Origin of the sequence: Stenotrophomonas sp. Pemsol, from assembly GCF_003586545.1 — a bacterium.
GTDB classification, from domain to species: domain Bacteria; phylum Pseudomonadota; class Gammaproteobacteria; order Xanthomonadales; family Xanthomonadaceae; genus Stenotrophomonas; species Stenotrophomonas sepilia.
On record NZ_CP025780.1, the window covers coordinates 87,739 to 102,125 of the forward strand.

The 14,387-nt window shown below is 61.1% G+C and carries 14 protein-coding genes; 10 read left to right on the forward strand and 4 right to left on the reverse strand.

The genetic code is table 11. The features are described 5' to 3' along the window. Positions 1-553: 553 nt before the first annotated feature. The gene (locus PEM_RS00395; RefSeq protein ID WP_119706043.1) at positions 554-922 is read right to left on the reverse strand and encodes a hypothetical protein; all 369 of its coding nucleotides are present in this window, start codon (positions 920-922) and stop codon (positions 554-556) included. A 487-nt stretch (positions 923-1,409) separates the two neighbouring features. Beyond that, positions 1,410-1,625 (reverse strand): hypothetical protein, encoded by a 216-nt coding sequence (locus tag PEM_RS00400; protein ID WP_119706044.1) that lies wholly within the window; start codon positions 1,623-1,625, stop codon positions 1,410-1,412. 170 nt (positions 1,626-1,795) lie between these two features. Here PEM_RS00400 and PEM_RS00405 point away from each other — a divergent pair, with 170 nt between their 5' ends. The 8 genes from PEM_RS00405 to PEM_RS00445 all read left to right on the forward strand — a co-directional run bounded on the left by PEM_RS00405 (position 1,796) and on the right by PEM_RS00445 (position 10,716). After that, a complete protein-coding gene (locus PEM_RS00405) occupies positions 1,796-2,440 on the forward strand; it encodes a DUF1629 domain-containing protein (RefSeq protein ID WP_119706045.1) in 645 nt (214 codons plus the stop codon). Between the two features lie 98 nt (positions 2,441-2,538). Beyond that, positions 2,539-3,180 carry a DUF1629 domain-containing protein gene (locus PEM_RS00410; RefSeq protein WP_119706168.1) on the forward strand — a complete coding sequence of 214 codons (642 nt, stop codon included), beginning with the start codon at positions 2,539-2,541 and terminating at the stop codon, positions 3,178-3,180. Positions 3,181-3,267: 87 nt separating this feature from the next. Then, complete coding sequence (locus tag PEM_RS00415) at positions 3,268-3,912, forward strand: DUF1629 domain-containing protein (protein ID WP_119706046.1); 645 nt, start codon at positions 3,268-3,270, stop codon at positions 3,910-3,912. 374 nt (positions 3,913-4,286) lie between these two features. Further along, positions 4,287-4,943: a DUF1629 domain-containing protein gene (locus PEM_RS00420; protein ID WP_119706047.1), complete on the forward strand. Its 657-nt coding sequence runs from the start codon at positions 4,287-4,289 to the stop codon at positions 4,941-4,943. 104 nt (positions 4,944-5,047) lie between these two features. Then, positions 5,048-5,692 (forward strand): DUF1629 domain-containing protein, encoded by a 645-nt coding sequence (locus PEM_RS00425; RefSeq protein WP_240431573.1) that lies wholly within the window; start codon positions 5,048-5,050, stop codon positions 5,690-5,692. 297 nt (positions 5,693-5,989) lie between these two features. Beyond that, complete coding sequence (locus PEM_RS00430; protein ID WP_119706049.1) at positions 5,990-6,631, forward strand: DUF1629 domain-containing protein; 642 nt, start codon at positions 5,990-5,992, stop codon at positions 6,629-6,631. A gap of 31 nt (positions 6,632-6,662) precedes the next feature. After that, positions 6,663-10,034 carry an XVIPCD domain-containing protein gene (locus PEM_RS00440; protein WP_162911562.1) on the forward strand — a complete coding sequence of 1,124 codons (3,372 nt, stop codon included), beginning with the start codon at positions 6,663-6,665 and terminating at the stop codon, positions 10,032-10,034. A gap of 73 nt (positions 10,035-10,107) precedes the next feature. Further along, positions 10,108-10,716: a hypothetical protein gene (locus tag PEM_RS00445; protein WP_162911563.1), complete on the forward strand. Its 609-nt coding sequence runs from the start codon at positions 10,108-10,110 to the stop codon at positions 10,714-10,716. A gap of 78 nt (positions 10,717-10,794) precedes the next feature. On the opposite strand, the gene PEM_RS00450 is transcribed toward PEM_RS00445, so the two are convergent. After that, positions 10,795-11,388: a hypothetical protein gene (locus tag PEM_RS00450; RefSeq protein ID WP_162911564.1), complete on the reverse strand. Its 594-nt coding sequence runs from the start codon at positions 11,386-11,388 to the stop codon at positions 10,795-10,797. Between the two features lie 193 nt (positions 11,389-11,581). Then, positions 11,582-12,451 carry a hypothetical protein gene (locus PEM_RS00455; RefSeq protein ID WP_119706054.1) on the reverse strand — a complete coding sequence of 290 codons (870 nt, stop codon included), beginning with the start codon at positions 12,449-12,451 and terminating at the stop codon, positions 11,582-11,584. A gap of 215 nt (positions 12,452-12,666) precedes the next feature. Between PEM_RS00455 and PEM_RS00460 the strand changes: the two genes are divergently transcribed. Together PEM_RS00460 and PEM_RS00465 are read left to right on the forward strand one after the other, a co-directional pair. Further along, positions 12,667-13,593 carry an XVIPCD domain-containing protein gene (locus PEM_RS00460; RefSeq protein WP_119706055.1) on the forward strand — a complete coding sequence of 309 codons (927 nt, stop codon included), beginning with the start codon at positions 12,667-12,669 and terminating at the stop codon, positions 13,591-13,593. Continuing rightward, positions 13,590-14,225 (forward strand): hypothetical protein, encoded by a 636-nt coding sequence (locus PEM_RS00465; RefSeq protein WP_119706056.1) that lies wholly within the window; start codon positions 13,590-13,592, stop codon positions 14,223-14,225. Before PEM_RS00460 ends, PEM_RS00465 begins: the two co-directional genes overlap by 4 nt. Positions 14,226-14,387: the final 162 nt, after the last annotated feature.

Consider the following 14,387-nt stretch of genomic DNA (forward strand, 5'->3'; position numbering starts at 1 on the left):
ACTTCTCAGTGATCTGACGAGCCGGGCGGAGCGCGACTTCCTCCGGCACCAGGGGGCACGCTCTTCGAACGAATTGCGGCCCTCTTTCGTCTTCATTGCCGCGATTGCCAAGGTGTCGCTCAGTCGGACCGCTCTGTCAGTAGGCCCCTCTCTGCCAGCGCGGTCCGGATAGAGGCGCTGGTGATCAGTAGGTGTGTCGTGGAATCGTCTACCAGCATAGCTGGGGTGCCTCGGATCATAAGCCTGAAGAACTCATCTCCAGAATCAAGGGAATCTAGCGCCGAGATCTTTGCAGCCAGATGCAACGCTCTCTCGCGCATATCTGCCAACTCAGCACTGGGGACCTTCTTGTAAGTGCGAAGTTCAAGCGCTGTTGTGGGCGCGTGGGGGGCGAAAGGAACTGTGAGCATTCACGCTAGAACGAGCCCGATGGCGAATCTCTCTGACTTCGTTGGAAGTCCCGTAGATCGATGACGGGCGGAGGCGCGCCGACGCTCGCAATGCTCCGTCAGCGGCGCTCCCCAACTGCGATTGGCGCTGTGAGTTGCCCGCTCTACTCCCGCACCTGCAGGCGCTCAATAGCCTGCGCAGTCAACGCCACGCACGCCATCTTCAACCCTTCCATCACCCGATCCCCCAGGTACTCCTCGGGCGCGCCGTTCTGCCGGGTCCGCTCCGCAGCCAACATCAGCTCCGCCACCACGCGCAGCCCCGCCAGCGCGCAATCCGCATCCGCCAGCTGTAGACACCGCCCAGGCAGTTGATGCCGTTCCGGCCAAGGCTGGCCATCCGCAGCTGCACCAGTTCCGATGCGGCGCAGCGTGGCTACGAAGGCGTTGGGATCGACGGACGGTTCGCGCTCGGGTGAGGCGTTGTCCGGATCGTACTGCGCGTGCAGGGAACGGAAGTCCGATGTGTTCATGGCAATGCTCCGTACAGGACAGATAGCAACGCCACCGATAGAGGCGGCGGACGGTGCGCGTCTCGAAAACCGGTGAATACCCAATCCGGCGGGTCCGAGGACCCCCACGCACCGCCCGCCATGGATCGCGAACGGATTGCCAGCCGGCGCCATCCGAAGATGACGCCGACTGGCAAGCGCAAAGCACTGGGTATTCAGACGGGTTTTCGAGTCCCGCGCCACCTAGTGCGAGGTGGCACGCCAAGGTGTACTCGCATGGTTGCGAGATGCCAAGAAACCGTAGGCCGCAGAGGCCGCAAATGCTGACGCTTACGGCATTGTTGCATGGCGCGCGCGTGGCAGAACCCTTGCGGTGCAGTGGTTTCGGCCGGTGTTAAGCTACCGCCCGAATGCGCATTGAAAAGCACGGTTTGCAGCTGTTCGGGATCCCAAAAGCGACACGTAGCCCACAGCGCCCATTCGCGCAGCGTGCCGATTGCGACACGGCTTAACTTCGCAGCGCCACGCCCGGCCGTGGCCACAGCGCATCGTCGCGCTCCAGGTCGTAGTCGCTGCCGAACGCCAGTGCTGCTTCGCGTGGAGGAAGGTCCGCGTAGCAACTCAGCAGGTACTCATCCATGCCGGCATCGCGATGGTCGATGGCGAACAGGTGGAGAAGTTCCTTGTCGAACGCTTCCAGCCATGTGGGGTCGATCTTGGTCATGTCATCCTCCAGAGGGGAAAGGGAGGATGGCTGGAGCGCGTCTCAAGACGTGGGACGCATGCTTGACCAGGTTCGGAATCTCGCAGTGATCTGATTGCACCAGGCGCAAGGTCGGGGTAGAACGGGGCAGACTCGCTACGGCGCATCATAGCTAAAGGAGGCGAAAGAGCATGGAAGCATTGAAGTCGAACCAGCCTGTTCCTGGCGAGTTCTTCCTCCTGATGCCTGATACCACGCGTGGGGGAAAGGGGCACGGCGTCGTGTTCGAGAACGCGAAGCGGCTGCGCATCCCGCCGCGCCTGATCCTGCGACCCGAAGAGGGCGGCTTTCCGCCCATGGCGGAGAAGCCGTTGCTCGTCTACTCGGCAAAGAAGGGGAGCCTCCCAGAGGATCTGGAGGGGGGCATGAGCGGGTACTGGATGGTCTCCGAACGATTACGCGGTGCTCTTGTGTCTGTAGATCCGGCTGGCTTCGAGTTTGTGGAGTGTGATTACCGTCTTGCCGATGGATCCAAGGGGCCGCGGTACTTCCTGTGTGATGTAACCCGTGAGCTCGATGCGGTGGACGAAGAAGCCTCGAAACTTCGGATCATCACTGACGCAGGCTATCGAGGTGGGAAGTTCTACGACCTTAGGGGCGGAGCCAGTCTGGCGTTCCGCAAGCAGATCATCGGTCAAGCCAGAATATTCCGGACGCCTTACTCGGGAAACCTCGTCCTCTGCGACAGAGAGCTCCGCGACGCTGTGTGGAACGCTGGAATCGGTGGGCCGCGCGTATCCCGGGGCCTCTGGTTCACAGACGCGGCCAGCATCTGAGTCAGAGCTCTGAGGATCGTACCCTTGGATGCCTTCTGGATTCGCTTCAACTGCTTACGAGGAATCTCGATTCACATTCACAGCGTGAGATGACAAGCATGGGATCAGCTTCCACCTACCAGCCGCGCAAGGGCGAGTTCTTCAAGCTACGACCGGATGCTACCCGTGGAGGAGAGGGTCACGGGGTGGTTTTTGATAACGTGGACGCGTTGCTTGCGACTCCCAGGCTGATCCTCTTACCCGAGGCCGGTGGCTTCCCTCCACTGCGTGAAACCCCGCGCTTGGTCTATCGGGAGCGGCAGGGTGTCCCTCCACAGGACCTGGAAGGCGGGCTGAGCGGCTACTGGCTGGTCTCCGAGCGTTTGCGCCAGGTCATGGAAGAGATTGACCCTGACGCGTTCGTTTTCGCTGATACCGACTATCGCTTGGATGACGGTTCAAAGGGACCAACCTACTTCCTTTGCGACGTGGTCCGTACGCTGGACGCCTTGGATGAAGAAGCCTCCCAGCTCAACATCGTGATCAGCGATGAGTACGAGGCAGGGAAATATTACCGCCTGACCGGTGATATCCGGTTGGCGTTCAAACGCGAAGTGCTGGGTTCGGCTCACGTGTTCAGACTGCCGTTCCATGGCGGGGTATTCTGCGACCGAACGTTCAAAGATGCGGTGGAAGCTGCCGGCATCGTCACGGCCAAGAGATCCAACGGGCTCTGGTTTGAAGATGTGGTGAACTGCTGAGTCGGTCCCACCGGCGCTAACCTCGCGACCTATGCTGCAAGTGTGCGGAGTGCGGTACATGCCTAAAATTGGGAGAGAAACAAGCACATGCCCTCGTCAAAACGTAATCAGCCTGTGCCTGGTGAATTCTATCTGCTGATGCCCGACACGACTCGAAGGGGAAGAGGGCACGGCGTTGAGATCGAGAATGAGGGCGCACTGCTGACGCCACCCAGGCTGATCATCCGCCCTGAAGAAGGTGGTTTCCCTCCTCTGGCGCAGAGACCGCGCCTGGCTCTCGAACCAAAGCTGGGGGATCCACCGCAGGATCTCGAGGGAGGAATGAGTGGCTACTGGTTGGTATCAGAGCGCCTCAAGATGGCCTTCACCGATATAGATCCCGTTGCCTTTGAGTTCGTGGAGTGTGATTACGTGCTTCCGAAGGGCACAGAGGGCCCAACGTACTACCTGTGCGAGGTTGCTCGCGAGCTGGATGCCGTCGATGAGGAAGCATCGAAGTTCCGGGTCATCGTCGATGAGGGCTATCCGGGCGGAAAGTTCTACGACCTTCGTGGCGGAGCAAGCTTGGCATTCAAGAGGGATGTAATCGGGCGCAGTCATGTCTTCAGGAGCCCGTACTCCGGCGATCTTGTCTACTGCGATCGCGTGTTCCGGGATGCCATACGCGCTGCGGGAATTGGAAGCGCGTGTGAAACGCGTGGCCTGAGGTTCAAGGACGCAGCCAATGTCTGATATGACGCGCGTCATTCTAAGCAGAATCCGCATGTAAAAATTGAAGACGGCTGCGGCGCGTCTCATGGAACGGGATCGGTAGTCGAACTTAAGATCGATTTCATTTTTGTCCGATTGCTTGCCGGTGCAGAACGGTTTAAAAGGCAGCCATGCCTATTCAGTGCTTGAGTTGAAGACAGGGCGGTAAGAGGCGGGTCGCATCGAGACTTCAGAGCGGCCAGAGGAATTGGCGAGATGCAGTAGTGCGCTATGTCGGTGGAGGGGGCTTCAGACTGTGAGCGCGCGGGCATGACTCGAAGAGGGCATGGAAGGTTGGCACCCTTTGATAAGATCTTGGCACGCTTATTTAGATTGATTCTGAGGTGAGGCGAGCAATGACTTCGAATCTGCCAAAGAAGGGCGAGTTCTTCGAGTTGCGCCCAGATGCCCGACGGCGCGGCAAAGGGCATGGCGTCGTTTTTGAGAACGAGTCTTCCCTGAAGACCCCTCCAAATTTCCTCTTGCGTCCCGATCAGGGGGGCTTCCCGCCTCTGCGCGAGACCCCGCGCCTGGTGTATTACCCAAGCGAAGGGTGGCCACCGGAGGATCTTGAAGCTGGAATAAGCGGCTATTGGCTCGTTTCCGGGCGCCTCCGCGAGGTGATGGCGGCCGTGGACCCAGGTGCTTTCGCGTTCAGGGAGACTGCCTATCGACTCGCTGATGGAGCAATGGGTGGTCCCTATTTCCTTTGCGATGTCATCAGAACCATTGATGCCTTGGATGAGGCAGCATCCCATCTGAAGATCATCGTTAGTGACGACTATGAAGAGGGGAAGTACTACGACCTGACCGGCGACGCGCGTCTGGCATTCAAGCGGGAGGCCATCGTTGACGCTCACGTGTTCCGGCTCCCCTACTACGAGGGAGTCTTCTGCGACCACATCTTCAAGAACGCAGTAGAAGGTGCCGGCATCGTGACCGCCAGAACATGCAACGGGCTCTGGTTCGAAGACGTTGTGAACTGTTGGGCCAGACGGTCCTCCGAAGATTGAGTAGCACTGCGGTTTGGAGCCCAATCTTTAATGACAATGCGATCTCGATCTGTGCGTTCCGAACAATGTTTGCCTGAGCTCGCTGACGCCAGTGGATAACGAGAATGAATGAGGACGGCATGAATAGAGTTGCGCCCCCTAAAGGTCGCTTCTACGTGCTTAGCCCCGATATGGGTGCGCCTGGTCGTGGTCATGGGGTCAAATTGGACAATGAAGAGGAAATCCCTTGGCCGACCTACATGAGCGAGCCTTCTGAGGTGGGCGGGCTTGCATCACTCAGGGTTGTTCCCAAGCTTCGCTTCGATAGCCAAGTGGGTGATATGCCTTTGGATCTGCAAGGCGGATTCAACGGCTATTGGCTGATTTCTCAACCCCTGAAGGATGTAATGGAGAACATCGATGCCGAAGGCTTTGCCTTTGCGAAGTGTGCCTTTCAGCTCGAGGACGGTTCAGAAGGTGAGCCTCACTACTTGTGTGAGGTGATAAGAATTCTGGACGCGATTGACGAGAATGCATCGAGTGTGAAAATTCTGGATGGCTACCGGAACGGCAAGTACTACAGCCTCTCAGGTGGCGGCAAGTTGTCCTTCAAGGAAGCGGAAGTGGCTGATGCGCATGTATTCATGGATATCCATTCGGGCAGCCGTGTCCACTGTGACAGAGTGCTTCGCGACGCGCTCATCGAGCATGGATTTGGAACGGTGATCAATCCGCGCGGCGTGTGGATTGAAGACGCTGCAGGCTACTAGTTCAGCGGAACTTTTCGCCCTCTTGGGAACGGAATCCTATGCCAGAAGAAAGCGTAATTCTACAAAGTCATCATGTCTTTGAGCAGGTGGTGTTCAGGGATCATCCTCTCGTCAAGAGGCTTGTCGAGGCGGGATACCTGGCTAAGGATGAGTCGCTCAATCATCTCTACCTTCCGTCTGGAGGTGGGCTCGCGGAGGACCTCGACACCTCTCCACATCCTCGCTGTCAGGTCCAAGTGTGATCGATGTAAGCTCTCTCACAGATCGTATTTGCAAGAAGCCCAAAGGAAAACGACGATGGAACCGATGGCAATCAATGGGCCTGAATCGGGAAGATTCTTCCTGTTTGCGCCGGACTTGGAAAGCAATCGTCCTTTCAGAGGAGCGATCTTCGAGAACGTTCAGGCGCTGCTGTCGCCACCGCGAATAATCCTCAGGCCAGAGAACGGTGGATTTCCCGAGCTCCGGGAGAAGCCCCGAATTGTGTTCGATGCTTCTCAGGGGCCTGCGCCGCGGGATCTGGAGGGTGGCTTCAGTGGGTACTGGCTGGTCTCGGAGCGACTCCAGAGCGTAATGAACGCGCTGGATCCAGGCGCCTTTGCATTCGCCGAATGTGATGTTCGCTTTGCAGATGGCGCGCAGGGGCCACGCCACTTTCTGTGTGACGTAGTGAGAGAGCTGGACGCAGTGGACGAGGATCGTTCACGGCTGGATATCGAGATTGACGATGACTTCGTCAATGGCAAGTTCTACTCGATTGCAGGCGGGGCCAGCTTGGCCTTCAAGAACGATGCACTGGCAGGAGCGCATGTCTTCCTCACACCGTTCAGCACGTTCGTGATCGCTGATCGTAGGTTTGTGGATGCTGTGCATGCTGCTGGAGTGCCGGATGATCCGGAGTTGAGTGGAATATCTTTTATTGATGCATCAGATATCTGATTAAGTGCGGCTGCACGGAAGGAGCCTCCAGATGCCTCGAGTCGTTCCCATTTTTCAGCAGCATCACGCCATCGAGCAACAGACGCTTGGCAATAGTCGCTTGCTCAAGGCTCTGGCTGATGCGGGTCGCTTCAACATCGATGCCGATCAGAACCTGATCAATATGCCCCAGGACAAGGCGCTCGCGCAGGCCTTGGGGGTGTCACCTCACAACGGCGGACCGATTCGTGAGTATCGAATCGGCTTGGAGGCCAATCTCGCCCGCCTCGAGAGAAGCCGGGATGGCCAAGCAGCGCTGGCTGGCGACCTGGAGGCAATGGATCGCATCGCTGCCAAAGTTCATCGGTTGAGCGACATTTCACAGGTCGGCTTGGTCAACGGAGACCTGCGGACGAACACTGCTTTAGGACAAAGCACAGATCAGGCACGTGTCCAGACGAGGGAGTTCTACAGGAGGCCCGAGGAGTACGCCCAGCAGTACTCTGGACAGCTGGAGCACCACCAGCAGTCTTCCGTTCTTTCCAGGCAATGGAGCGCCGTCACACCCAACGAGAGCCGCGTTGTATACACGCTCCAGCACTTTCAAGGATCCGGACAGCCGCTGATACGTGGCGGCAACATCGAGCTGCAGCGTAACGGATTGTCGAATGCTATCGCTGATGCCCATCAAGCCGGGCGTCTCCAGATGTCTCCGGGCGGCGTTCTTGTAGTTGAGTCTGTTCTTGGTGAAGAGGCCGCGTCACGCCTTCGTGCTCCGGTCGGGCAACGCGGCGGAGTTACCCTGGACTTCCTCCTCGGCGAAGCCTCCACGAGCCAACTGATCCGCTCCGGCGGCCTGCTCGCCTCCGGCGCCGACGCTGTCGTTACCGCCCGCCGCACCTCGCAACTGCTGGAAGAAGGCAACGGCACGGCCGCCCAGTCCGAGCTCACCCACGCTCTGGCACGCAACGGCGGTGGCTGGATCGGCGGCATGGCCACCGCATCACTGATCGGCACGTCGAGTTTCGTCCCTGCGGCCATCGTCGCGGGCGATGCGCTGCTGATGAGCAAGGCGTTCGACAAGGGTGCCGATCTGCTCGACAACCGCGCCGTCTACCGGCAGACCGACAAGGCCGATGTCACATGGCAGTTCGATGGCCGCAACTGGCAGCGCCAGGCGGTTATGGACAGCACAGGCGACGGCATTGGTACTCCGGCTGAGCGCAGTGTGGGCGCCAGTTACGAGAAGGCCCGCGAGCTGGGCGCATACGCCCATGTAAAAGCGGTAGAGCTGGCGCTGGGCAAGGCGCCGCCGCCGCAGGATCCTTTCAGCATCCCGGCGAAGGATGGCGAGAGCCGTCTGGACAACCCCAACTGGCACCGCGATGCGCAGACCGAACAGTGGACGCGGCGGGTCAAGATCAGCGTGTCCGGTGCCAACGACCGGGGGGTGTATGAGACGCAGACCGCCAGCCCCGAACGCGCCAACGAGTTGAATCGTGAGGCGGTGCAACGCATCGAGAACAACATCGCCAACGGCAAGGCCGCGATTGCCGCCAGCTACCTGGAGACTTACGTCGCTACCCGCGCCAGCGACTTCGTGCCGCTGGTGCCGGAAGCGGTGGAGCAGGCGCGTGCCAGACCCGACGCCATCCAGGGCTCGGACAACCAGCTTTACCAGCGCGATGACGCAGGACAATGGCACCACGCTGGCCAGATCGCGCAGGGCAACATGGCGCTGGAGTTGGAGCTGACCCGCACCATCCAGCAGCCGTCGCTCGATCAGTTCAACCAGACCATTGCCGCATTGGACGCGCGACGGTTGCCAACTGCGGCGGAAGTGAACCAGAACGAGCTGCGCCACAGCTACTACGCTGCGGGCATCGCGCTGACCCCGGCGTGGGAGCAGGCCATTGCCCTGGCCACGGCACGCACGCGCGAGCAGCACGGCATTGCGGGTCCCACGCTGCAGGAACTGGGGCCTGTAGCCGAAGGCAACGCGGGCGCGTCCCGGCCCATCACCCATTATCAGGTAGGCCAGGATGGCGTGGCGCGCGCCGTCGCGACTACCAGCACGCAGGAGCTGCAGGCCGCATGGAATGAGATGCGCGCGCGTGCCAATGAGCAGGCACCGTTGCCCGACTCGCCCGAGCTACGCATTGCAGCGCTGTCGGCGGGTGAGCAGGAGGCGTACCGGCAGGCACTGCAGGAAGCGAATCGGCTGGGTGCTGCGCAGGTAGATGTAGGACAGGTTGCACGAGCAGCCGCGCAGCTGGCACATGGCGACAAGCCATCCGAGCAGGATGGGAACGTGGAAGTGCGGCCTGAAGAGCCGGCGACTGCGCAATCCATCGCGCCTGCGACGGTTGCGGCAGCGCCGCCAGCGGTAGCGGTCACGCCACCGCCTACGCCTGCCCCTCAGGACAAGCCCACGCCTCAGCGGCACGCCGAGCAGCGCGATCCGCCGCGGCGTGAGGCGGAGCCTCAACCTCAGCCTCAGCCCCATCCTCAGCCCCATCCCCATCCAAACAACGAGGCGCCCACCGAAAACCGTACCGCCTCACAGACGCCGGAGCCCGCTGGGCCGATGCAGCCGCACCCGGCCGGACCTGAGCGCGCGACGCCACATGTCGCCGCGCCCTTGGATGCGGCAACGCAGATGATGCCCACGCAGCGCACAGAGCAGGCAGCGGAACCGGAGAAGATGGCCCCGATGCCTGCGGTTGCTCCCACTCCAAAGCAGGACATGGCAGTGCAGGAGGTCGAGCCGGTGCCGTTCAAGGAGCCGCTGCCTGCTGAGCCTGCGCGCGATCCATGGCCTTTGGAGCAGGAAGCGGCACAACACGTGCCAGAGCCCGAACCGGCTCCGTTGGGTGACCACCAGCCCGTCACTGCGGCTGTCACTGTTCCTGCCGCGCCCACGATAGCGCCAAGCCCCGAGCCAGCCGCGCCCGCACCGGATGAGGCATCGGCCCCGAGCCGGGTGGTGCAGGATCCCACCCAGCCCGGTCACCCTGACCATGCGCTGTATCAGCAGATCCGCGATGGCGTGGAAGCGCTGGACGCCAAGCACGGTCGCAGCTTCGATGAAGTCAGCGAGCGGATGACGGCCAGCCTTCTGGTACTGGCCAAGGACAACGACCTGGAGCGGGTGGACCATGTGCTGGTGAGCAACGCTACGCGCGAACACCCGGCCGGGCACACGCTGTTCGTGGTGCAGGGCGAGCCCAGCAATCCGGCACACCAGCGCGCTGCGATGCCGACCGAGCTGGCGGCGCAGACATCGGTGGAGGAATCACTGCAGCAGTTCGATGCAGTCAGCCGTGAAGCGCACCAGCGTGCGCTTGCCAATCAAATGGACCAGCAGCTGGAAGACCAGCGGGTGCAGCACGACATACAGATTCGTGCGGCGAGCGGGGGATGAGTAGGGCATTCACTGCACTGGCGACCTGGACGGAGGACTGAAGATGACGCCACATGGAATGCGCCGGATATGCATGCTCGCAGCACTACTCGTTCTTCTGGCTACCGCGTGCCGGCCCGATGCGGCTCGCGACGAAGGCTCGATAGCAGAGGCCCATCCTCCGGATCTGGTGCCGCTTGTGCGAGCCATGCCCACCTCGTCAATGGATGCACCATTGACGGTCGAGTTCGATGTGGCTGCTCCCAGCAAAAATTCCTCTCCAACGCTCATGATCGGCATTCGCGTTGACCGCACGGATAACACCGCGGCGTTTGGGGCACTGGCCGATGTTCGGGCGTCCGGGTTCCAGGCGAAGGTTTCCATGCAGCGCCTGGAATCGAGCGGATGGAAGGACGTGCCCTTGCACCGGCTGGAATGGGTCATTGGGGAACCTGCCAGAACAATTCCCATCCCCGCCGATGGTCGAGTGACAAATGCGTGGCTGGACGATGTTGACGTGCTGGCGCTGCAGAATGCTGGGCTGGAACGACCCGATGATAACTATGCACAGCTGGCCTTCGCATGGGCACGCAATCCGTCGCCGGGCCGATACCGGGTTGAAGTGCAACTGCACTCCCCTCTGCCACAGCTTGAGCCGTACCACCCGGAACTCCTGGTTGCTTACTTGCGCAGGCCCAAGTAAGGCAGCCTCGCCACCGCCGGTACGCTGAGTGTCACGGGTAAGTCAGCTCGGCATTCTGCCGATAGCGGGGGATCGTATTCATCTGTCTCCTCCTCCAAACTGGACCGCGTAGACGCAGGTTCTCGCTGTATCACCTTCATCGGAACGATAGGTCAACAGGCTGGTATCCATACCCTGGTTACCACCGGTGATGGGGCGCCGGTACTGCCTGATGCCCCCTCTCTGAAATGGCACTTCTGCTCCGGTTCTGTATCCGAGGGCTTCGAGGGCTCGTCCGGCACTTTCGGCTTCCCAGTAGCACACGCCATTCGGAGCATCCGTCACTGGCTGCTTGCCCAGCTGATAGAAGATCACCTCTTGGTTGGGAAACTCACGTGCCGACTCAACCGATAGATAAGTCACCCCATAGTTATAGCCGTCCGTTGTTGTCAGGTCCTTCGCGATGTGCCTGATGCTGACCTTTTCGTCTGGCACGAGTGACACACCGATCGCCGTGCCAAACTTGTCCGGACTGATGTCCGCCCTTGACCTGAGCGAATCCGCGTAGGCGAGAATCCGTTTTTGCAGCTCGGCCATGGAGATGCCGGCAGGCTGCGTATCTGCGGCAGCGGCACGTTCATTGACGGCAGACGTATCCGGCGATCGCGCACATGCAGACGTCAGCGTGAGCATGGCTGACAGTCCGAAAAGAGCACCAATGTGAGCTGCCCGCGGCATAGCTCGACGTAGCTGCGGCCGAAGCAATCTGGTCATGATGGCGGAGAGCAAAGCCGAAGCCTCTTTCGTTGTGATGCCCATCGGTGAGTCCCTGACGGTGTTGAAGGTACTGTGCGACCCGAATGAAGAGCGCCCGGACCTCCATCGTTCACGGCTGAACGCGATATCGTTCCAGAAGATCATGAACGCTGGTTTCCAGGCGCTGCCAGTCGCTCAGTATGACGCGTGCATAGTTCATCTCGATGGCGATGCTGTCGCCCACGTCCACGATGGAATGGCGGCACATTGCGATCTGGCCTTCGCCAGCGCGTTCAAGTGTCTTTCCCTGAACTACAAGTCCGTCAGGAATGCGATCTGCCGGGTCGCAGCTGATGAACGTTGTCAGTTGCCCCTCCGCCGAGCGGGCCACATACCAGTCTGGTTCCATCCCTGGGTTGTGCACGTAAGGCCTGCCCAGCGCAGCCTCCGAATCCTTTGCATAGGCTGCCATCAACGATGGGTCGATCGCATACGGCGTCAGACCCCAGCGTTCGGGTTGTGCAACGCGCAGCGCGAGGTTCTCTACCGGGTCCCTCCGCTCCAGTGATCCCGGCGCGCTGGTGGCTTCACTACTGGACCGACGCGCCAGATAGTTCTGGATGGGAACGCGATCGATGTATCTAAGCTCGACCAGCACCTGCCGCCGGCTGTCCTGCGTGCTGCGCACCGGGCGATCACCGGGGGGCGCTGCATCGAAATCCGGCCAGAACACCGTGAGCATGACGCCTCCATCGGCCAGGGGGCCCGTCTGGTTGTAGTAGAGGTTGGCCGGGAACATGAAGCGGTGCGGGCCAAGCCGAGCCTCTACCGGCTGCGTCGTGTAGGTCTGTCCGCCCACCGTACGTGGGCTGGTTGCGGTTTCGGACATGGGGGTTCCGTTCGGGTCCTTTTCCTTGGATGGGGCCTTCGCGCAGGCGGTGGTGCTGAGCACGGCCACCAGGGCGAAGTAGGCAAGCCGGCAAGCCGGTGCTCTGCTCATGGGCGATTCCCTTGCATGACCGGAACGACTATAGATCGGTGGAATGGCAAGCTCCAGTCGTTGCCGGGACCTTGCTCACGCCCGGGTCCAGTACTGCACGCTGGCTCACATATTCAGCAAATCGCGATCGGCGTCCTCAATTCCTCCACCTGCCCCCTATCCCACCTATGCCATCATCCGCCCAGGACCGCAGCATCCATCAAGGCTGAACAGGCATGGAGCAGGCAACACGCTACACCGTAACCGTTTATCTGGCCGCGCCCGGCACCCCGCTGAAAAGTGGGGGCATCTCGCCGCGCGGCCATATGTACCTGCAGGTGGCCGCGGGCGACGAGGCCCACAGCTACGGCTTCGCGCCACCGCGCCACGCGCCGGGTGAAACCCGCACCGGCGTGCAGTACGCACAGGTGCGCCACGATGATGCCGACGAGCATCTGGACCCGTACTACAGCCGCACCCTGGAAATCACCGAGGAGCATTACGGCTGCCTGCGTGATTTCGCCGAGGAACCGGCCGAGTTCGAATTCGATGTGGATCGCCCGGCCACCATCAACCGTTGCAGTGATTTCGTCTGGGCGGCGCTGCACTACGCCGGCCTGCATCCGCTGCCGGCGCCGCTGGATGGCAGCAGCAACCTGGGCGAGTTCGCGGTGCTGTTCAACCTGCCGGAGATCCAGTGTATCGCCGCGCCGTTCCCGGGCAGCGACCTGAATGCCGAAACCCACCACGCGATGCCCGAGCGCGAGGCCGAGCATCATCGCCAGGGCGACCGTGCCAGCGATGAACCGCCGCCGACGCCGATTGAAGTGGCCGGCACGCTGCTGGACCCTTCGCATCCCGACCATCGCCTGTTCTCGCAGCTGATCCAGAAGGTGGCGGAGCTGGATGCCGCGCACGGCCGCCCGTTCGATGCGGCCAGCCAGCGCATCAGTGCCAGCCTGCTGGTGCTGGCCAAGCAGAACAATCTCTCGCGCGTGGACCACGTGCTGCTCAGCCGGCCGACGAAGAGCAGCCATGCGGCGGAGAGCATCTTCATCGTGCAGGGCGACCGCAACGACCCGGGGCACCGCCGCGCCAGCATCGCCACCGAGGTGGCGGCCAAGACCGATGTGGCCGATTCGCTGCGGTTGAAGGAGCAATGACGCGGTCACTGCGGCGGGGGCTGGTGGTACTGGCGGTGCTGGGCGCGCTGGCGGCATGCCGTGCGTCACCAGCGCCTGAGGTTGCGCCGTCCCTGCTGACGCGCGCACAGGCCGAGGCCCGCACGGTTGTGCCGCTCACGCGGGCCGTGCAGTTGCAGAAGGCCGGTCGGATTGCCGAGGTCACGTTTGATTTGCCGGCGCCCCAGAAGCCGGCCATTCCGATCCTGAACATCGGGTTGCGGCTGCAGGATACCGATGGGCGCTCGTTGCTGGATGCGTGGGAGAAGATCAGGCTGGGAAAGCCACCCACGCGATTGCGCCTGGAGCGGATTGATGGCGGCGCACTTGGTTCTGTACAGCTATGGCAGAGCACTCCTGACGGGCGCGACTCACAGAGAATTCCAGAAGATGAGGTTGTGCGATATCTGGCTGATACAAGCTTGGATGACAACGCACTGATCGAGGCCGGTTTGCACTCGGATGAGATGCTGTATCAGGTGCTTCAGTTCGCGCAGGTCGGTTGGCTGGAGCCGGGCCGGTATCGGTTGACTGTCGACCTGATGGAGGACCGCCCGCAGTTGGAAGGGCTCCAAGCCGAACTTATTGTTGGATATCAATCGCTAGGGAAGTAAGACATGAGCAAGGAAGCAGAGCGCTATACGGTCACGATTCATCTCGCCGCACCGGGCACGCCGAGAGTCGATGTGGGCGACGCGGGCCAGAAGAGATTGTTGGATCCGTCATTTGCCGGGCACATGTTTCTTTCGCTGGCGCGATCAAATGACCCGGTACCC

Excerpts from the sequence above, each read along its gene's own strand:
- PEM_RS00395 (WP_119706043.1), bottom strand. The coding sequence starts at position 922 with ATGAACACATCGGACTTCCGTTCCCTGCACGCGCAGTACGATCCGGAC.
- PEM_RS00400 (WP_119706044.1), bottom strand. The coding sequence starts at position 1,625 with ATGACCAAGATCGACCCCACATGGCTGGAAGCGTTCGACAAGGAACTT.
- PEM_RS00405 (WP_119706045.1), top strand. The coding sequence starts at position 1,796 with ATGGAAGCATTGAAGTCGAACCAGCCTGTTCCTGGCGAGTTCTTCCTC.
- PEM_RS00410 (WP_119706168.1), top strand. The coding sequence starts at position 2,539 with ATGGGATCAGCTTCCACCTACCAGCCGCGCAAGGGCGAGTTCTTCAAG.
- PEM_RS00415 (WP_119706046.1), top strand. The coding sequence starts at position 3,268 with ATGCCCTCGTCAAAACGTAATCAGCCTGTGCCTGGTGAATTCTATCTG.
- PEM_RS00420 (WP_119706047.1), top strand. The coding sequence starts at position 4,287 with ATGACTTCGAATCTGCCAAAGAAGGGCGAGTTCTTCGAGTTGCGCCCA.
- PEM_RS00425 (WP_240431573.1), top strand. The coding sequence starts at position 5,048 with ATGAATGAGGACGGCATGAATAGAGTTGCGCCCCCTAAAGGTCGCTTC.
- PEM_RS00430 (WP_119706049.1), top strand. The coding sequence starts at position 5,990 with ATGGAACCGATGGCAATCAATGGGCCTGAATCGGGAAGATTCTTCCTG.
- PEM_RS00440 (WP_162911562.1), top strand. The coding sequence starts at position 6,663 with ATGCCTCGAGTCGTTCCCATTTTTCAGCAGCATCACGCCATCGAGCAA.
- PEM_RS00445 (WP_162911563.1), top strand. The coding sequence starts at position 10,108 with ATGCTCGCAGCACTACTCGTTCTTCTGGCTACCGCGTGCCGGCCCGAT.
- PEM_RS00450 (WP_162911564.1), bottom strand. The coding sequence starts at position 11,388 with ATGCTCACGCTGACGTCTGCATGTGCGCGATCGCCGGATACGTCTGCC.
- PEM_RS00455 (WP_119706054.1), bottom strand. The coding sequence starts at position 12,451 with ATGAGCAGAGCACCGGCTTGCCGGCTTGCCTACTTCGCCCTGGTGGCC.
- PEM_RS00460 (WP_119706055.1), top strand. The coding sequence starts at position 12,667 with ATGGAGCAGGCAACACGCTACACCGTAACCGTTTATCTGGCCGCGCCC.
- PEM_RS00465 (WP_119706056.1), top strand. The coding sequence starts at position 13,590 with ATGACGCGGTCACTGCGGCGGGGGCTGGTGGTACTGGCGGTGCTGGGC.